5 protein-coding genes and 1 pseudogene are annotated in these 5,141 nt (G+C 71.7%); all 6 read left to right on the forward strand.

Annotated features, from left to right (window positions below):
* Positions 1-186 (forward strand): annotated as a pseudogene (locus AACZ35_RS12210) (formimidoylglutamate deiminase); the annotation flags it as partial.
* Between the two features lie 110 nt (positions 187-296).
* A complete protein-coding gene (locus AACZ35_RS12215) occupies positions 297-1,673 on the forward strand; it encodes a serine hydrolase (protein WP_339829704.1) in 1,377 nt (458 codons plus the stop codon).
* A 23-nt stretch (positions 1,674-1,696) separates the two neighbouring features.
* A complete protein-coding gene (locus tag AACZ35_RS12220) occupies positions 1,697-2,953 on the forward strand; it encodes a histidine kinase (protein ID WP_339829706.1) in 1,257 nt (418 codons plus the stop codon).
* On the forward strand, positions 2,950-3,708 hold the full coding sequence (locus tag AACZ35_RS12225; RefSeq protein ID WP_339829708.1) for a LytTR family DNA-binding domain-containing protein: 759 nt from the start codon (positions 2,950-2,952) through the stop codon (positions 3,706-3,708). Before AACZ35_RS12220 ends, AACZ35_RS12225 begins: the two co-directional genes overlap by 4 nt.
* 10 nt (positions 3,709-3,718) lie before the next feature.
* A complete protein-coding gene (modA, locus tag AACZ35_RS12230; RefSeq protein WP_339829710.1) occupies positions 3,719-4,480 on the forward strand; it encodes a molybdate ABC transporter substrate-binding protein in 762 nt (253 codons plus the stop codon).
* Positions 4,480-5,141, forward strand: a 662-nt coding sequence (gene modB, locus AACZ35_RS12235; protein ID WP_339829712.1) for a molybdate ABC transporter permease subunit, incomplete at its 3' end; no start/stop codon positions are given. The genes modA and modB, both read left to right, overlap by 1 nt.

The following is a 5,141-nucleotide window of genomic DNA, read 5'->3' on the forward strand; positions in this document are numbered from 1 at the left end:
CTGCCGGCGCTTGCGGGCGCACGCCCGGCCGACGTGCTCGACCGCTACGTCTTCGCCGGCAACCGCCCGCTGGTGCGGGAAACCCACGTGGACGGGCAGCGCGTGGTCGCCGACGGGCGCCACCGCGACCGCGAGGCCATCGCCGCGCGCTACCGGGACACGCTCGGGCGCCTGCTGGCCGACTGAACCCCTCCGGGGCGGATTTCGTCGGCGGCAGGGCGCGATTCGTCGCAAACCGCCGCAGGGTCGCGAAGGCTCCGGCAAGGTGCCAGCGTCCCCAAACCGAGGTGCCCGCCATGCGACCCAAGACCCTGCTTGTTTCCCTGATGGCCCTTGGCCTGTCCGGCCCGGCATTTGCCATGGACGACGCTACCGTCGCCGCCGCACTGAAGCAGCGCCTGGACGGCGACCGCACCGGCGCCTGCGTGGCCGTCGCCGTCGTTGAAGCGGGCGGCGTCTCGCGGGCGTTCGGCTGCGCCGACGGCAAGGGCGAACCCCGCGTCGGTGCCAACACCGCCTTCGAGATCGGTTCGGTCAGCAAGACCATGGTCGCCGCCGTGCTGGCGCAGGAAATCCTTGCCGGCGGCGCCTCGCTCGACGATCCCTTGGCCGACTGGCTGCCCGAAGGCACGAAGCTGCCCGACTTCGAGGGGCAGCCGATCCTGCTTCGGCACGTCGTCACCCACACCAGCGGCCTGCCGGCGTTGCCGCCGGGCGTGGCGATCACCGACCCGAACAATCCCTATGCCGCCATGAACGCAAAGATGCTGCACGCGGCGCTGGGCCGGGTGCAGCTGGCACGCGCGCCGGGCAGCGCCTTCGAATATTCCAACTTCGCGCTCATGCTGCTTTCCGACGCACTGGCGCGCCGCACCGGCAAGGACTTCGAGGTTTTGCTCGATCAACGCCTGTTCGCGCCGCTGGGCATGGAAGGCGCCTACGTCGACCAGCGCCCCGACGGCATCAGCGCCGCGCGCGGCCACGCGCCCAATACCCAGCCGGTGCCGGCCTGGACCTTCAAGCCGGGTATGGCCGGTGTCGGCGGCGTGCGCGCGACGCTCGACGACATGGTGGCCTATGTGCAGGGCCAGCTGGGCGCCGCGCCCGACACGCTGAAGCCGGCGCTGGAACTTACCCAGCAGCCGGTCTGGACCAGCGGCCAGCCGACCATGGCGATGAACTGGATCATCGCGCCGCTCAACGGCCGTCCGGTGCACGTGCACGAAGGCGGCACCGGCGGTTTTTCCTCGCTGGTGGCCTTCGACCGCGAAGCCGGCCGCGGCGTGGTGGTGCTGTCGGACACGGCCCTGCATTCGCTCGGTGGCCTGGGCAGCATCGGCCTGCACCTGCTCGACCCGGCGGTGCCGCTGGGCCAGCCGCGCAAGGCCACGCCGGCGCCCGCCGCGCTGATGGATGCACTGGTCGGCGACTACGAGCTGCAGGGCGGCATGACCCTGACGCTGCGGCGCAAGGGCGACGCGCTGGAGGTCCAGGCCCAGGGCCAGCCGGCCTTCGAGCTGGGCCACGACAGCGCCGGCGACTTTTACCCGCTGGCCTTCGACGCATTGCTCAAGCCGGTCAGGCAGCCCGACGGCAGCCAGTCCTTCGTCTGGATCCAGGGCGGCGGCGCGATGCCGGCGCAGCGCACGGGCGCGCATGGCGAAACCCCCTGAGCGGCCGATATGCTGCGCCAGCCATGAGCGAACTTTCCGAAACCTACAGCCTGTCCCGGCCGCTGCCCGCCGAAGTCCTGGTGGGTGGCAACACGGTCTGGAGCCGCTACCACCGCTACCCGGTGTTCAGCGGCCCCTGGCTGCGCGGACGCAGCCTGCTGTTCGGCATCGTCATCGCGGCGTTTTCGCTGGTGGTGTGCTTCGGCACGGCGGTGACCGTGCGTGACTGGGGCATCGGCGCGCTGGCGGGCGTGCACATGTTCGTGGCGTTTTTCCTGATGGCCACCACCGGGCCGGCGCTGGCAACGTTCGCGCGGCACCGGGGCTGGCCGCTGCGGCGCGAACGGGTGTTCGTCGTGCTGGCGGTGCTGGCCGGCATGGTGGCCAGCTATTTCGCCGACCAGTGGGCGTCCACCTACGTCGAGGGTGAAGTGCGCCAGGCCCTGGTCGAGGCCGGCGCGGCGACCAGCAAGGACCCGGAAATCGACCCGGCCTTCAAGACGCCGGCTCTGATCGTGAACCTGATGGTGCTTGCGGTCATCTACGGGCTGTTCGGCGGCGGCCTGGCTCTGCGTGCGTATTTCAGCGAGCGCCGGCGCTGGGCGACCGACCGGCGCGGCCGCCAGCTGGCGGCGCTGCGTGCGCAGAAGCAGCAGGCAGACCTGCGCCTGGGCCTGCTGCAGGCGCAGGTGGAGCCGCATTTCCTGTTCAACACCCTGGCCTCGGTGCGTGCGCTGGTGCGCCAGGACCCGGCCCAGGCCGAGGCCACGCTTGATGCGCTGGTGGCGCACCTGCGCGCCACCATTCCCAAACTTCGCGATGGCGAAAGCCTGCTGCATTCCACGCTCGGCCAGCAGCTCGACATCTGCGCGAGTTACCTGGAGCTGATGCGCCTGCGCATGGGCGGCCGCCTGGCCTACGCGGTCGAGGCCGAGCCGGCGCTGCGCATGCGGCCCTTTCCGCCTCTGCTGCTGATCACCCTGGTCGAAAACGCCATCAAACACGGCATCGAACCCCAGCCCGGCCCGGGCCGGGTGGAGGTGCGCGCCAGCCTGCGCGGCGAGCGCCTGGTGCTGAGCGTGGTTGACGACGGCGCTGGCCTGAAGCCGGGGCTGGGCAGCGGCGTTGGCCTGTCCAACGTGCGTGAGCAACTGGCCACACGCTTCGGCGGCGAGGCGACGTTCAGTCTTCGCGGCCTGGCCGGGGGTCGCGGCGCGGTCGCCGAAATCACCCTGCCGCTGGCGGACGCCGCCGCAACGAAGGAAGGAGCCAGCGCATGAGCCGCGTGACCGCCATCGTTGCCGAGGACGAAGCACCGCAGCGCGCCGCCTTGCTGGAAATGCTCGAAGACTCCTGGCCGGAACTCGAGGTGCTGGCCGCCTGCGAAGACGGCCTGGCCGCGCTCGACGCGGTGGCCGAACACCGCCCCCGGGTTGTTTTCCTCGATATCCGCATGCCCGGCGTCAGCGGCCTGGACGTGGCCCGGGCGGCCGTGGCCGCCGGGGCGCGCGTGGTGTTCACCACCGCCTACGACGACTACGCCCTGCGCGCCTTCGAAGCCGGGGCGGTGGATTACCTGCTCAAGCCGGTGGCGCCGGCGCGGCTGGCCAGGGCCATCGAACGCCTGAAGGAGCAGCTGGCCAGCGGCGACGACGACCTGCAGGCGCGCATCGAGGAGCTCGAATCGCGGCTGCGTCCGCGCGGCGAGCGCCAGTTCCGCTGGATCAGCGCCAGCGTCGGCGACAACGTGCGCATGATCGGCATCGACGAAGTGCTGTTTTTCCAGGCCCAGGACAAATACGTGCGGGTGGTGACCGGCGACGACGAAGCGGTCATCCGCACGCCGCTCAAGGAACTGCTGGCCGGCCTGGACCCGGACGAATTCTGGCAGGTGCACCGCGGCGTGGTGGTGCGCGTGGCCGCCATCGACCGCCTGCGCAAGGACGAGCTGGGCAAGGCCCGGATCAGCCTGCGCGGCCGCGGCGAAACCCTGCCGGTCAGCGCCGCCTTCCTGCATCGCTTCCGCGGCATGTAGGCTGCGGGGCATGAAACCCTGGTGGCTGCTGATTTGCCTGGCGCTGCCGGCCCCGGGCCTGGCGTCCGATCCGGCCGGCGACGAGCTGCTGGTATTTGCCGCCGCCAGCCTGCAGGAAGCCATGGACGACGCCGGCGCGGCCTGGCAGGCGCGCAGCGGCCAGCGCGTGCGCGTGTCCTACGCCGGCAGCGCGGCGCTGGCCCGTCAGGTGGAGCGCGGCGCGCCGGTGGACGTTTTCGTATCGGCCGATGCCGCCTGGATGGATTACCTGCAGGCGCGCAGCCTGGTGGATCCGGCCAGCCGCTTCGACCTGGCCGGCAATGCCCTGGTGCTGGTGGCGCCGGCCGGCCACCCCGGCGACGTGGCGCTGGAACCGGCCGCGCTGGCGGCGGCGTTGGGCCCGCGCGGCCGGCTGGTGCTGGCCGACACCGGCAGCGTGCCCGCGGGGCGCTATGCCCGGCAATCGCTGGAGTCGCTGGGCCTGTGGCAGGACCTTCAGGGGCGCCTGGCGGAAACCGACAGCGTGCGCGGCGCGCTGGCTTTCGTGGCGCGCGGTGAATCGCCGCTGGGCATCGTCTACGCCACCGATGCACGGGTTGAACCGCGGGTTGTGGTGGTGGCGCGGCTGCCGGCCGACTCGCACGACGTCGTGCGTTATCCGGTGGCGCGCGCCCGCGCGGCGCCGCCCGCGCGCAGCGCCGGTTTCCTGGCCTTCCTGCGGGGCGATGAAATGCGCGACGCCCTGCGCGCGCGCGGGTTCATCGTTCCGTGATGCTCCAGCCCGCCGAAATCGAGGTCGTGCTGCTCAGCCTGCGCGTGGCGCTGCTGGCCGTGCTGTGCTCGCTGGTTCCGGCGGTGGCGGTGGCCTGGGTGCTGGCGCGTTTCCGGTTTCCCGGCAAGTCGCTGTTCGACGCCCTGGTGCACCTGCCGCTGCTGCTGCCGCCGGTGCTGACGGGCTACGTACTGCTGGTTGCCTTCGGGAACCAGGGTGCGATCGGTGCCTGGCTGGGCGACGTGCTGGGCATCGAGCTGGCCTTCCGCTGGACCGGCGCGGTGCTGGCGGCGGCGGTCATGGCCTTTCCGCTGTTCGTGCGCGCGATCAGGCTGTCGTTCGAGGCGATCCCGCGCGAATACGAAGAAATGGCGGCCAGCCTGGGCGCGCGCCGTTGGGCGACCTTCCTGCAGGTGGACCTGCCGCTGGCCATGCCCGGCCTGGCCGCCGGCGCCGCGCTCGCCTTCGCCAAGGCGCTGGGTGAATTCGGCGCCACCATCACCTTCGTTTCCAGCATTCCCGGTGAGACCCGCACGCTGTCCCTGGCCATGCACCAGCTGATGCAGCAGCCGGGCGGGGAAGGCGGGATCACCCGGCTGGCCATCGTTTCGCTGCTGCTGGCCCTGGGCGCGCTGCTGGCCTCGGAATGGCTGGCGCGGCG

The sequence above is a fragment of the uncultured Arenimonas sp. genome, assembly GCF_963976025.1.
GTDB lineage: Bacteria > Pseudomonadota > Gammaproteobacteria > Xanthomonadales > Xanthomonadaceae > Arenimonas.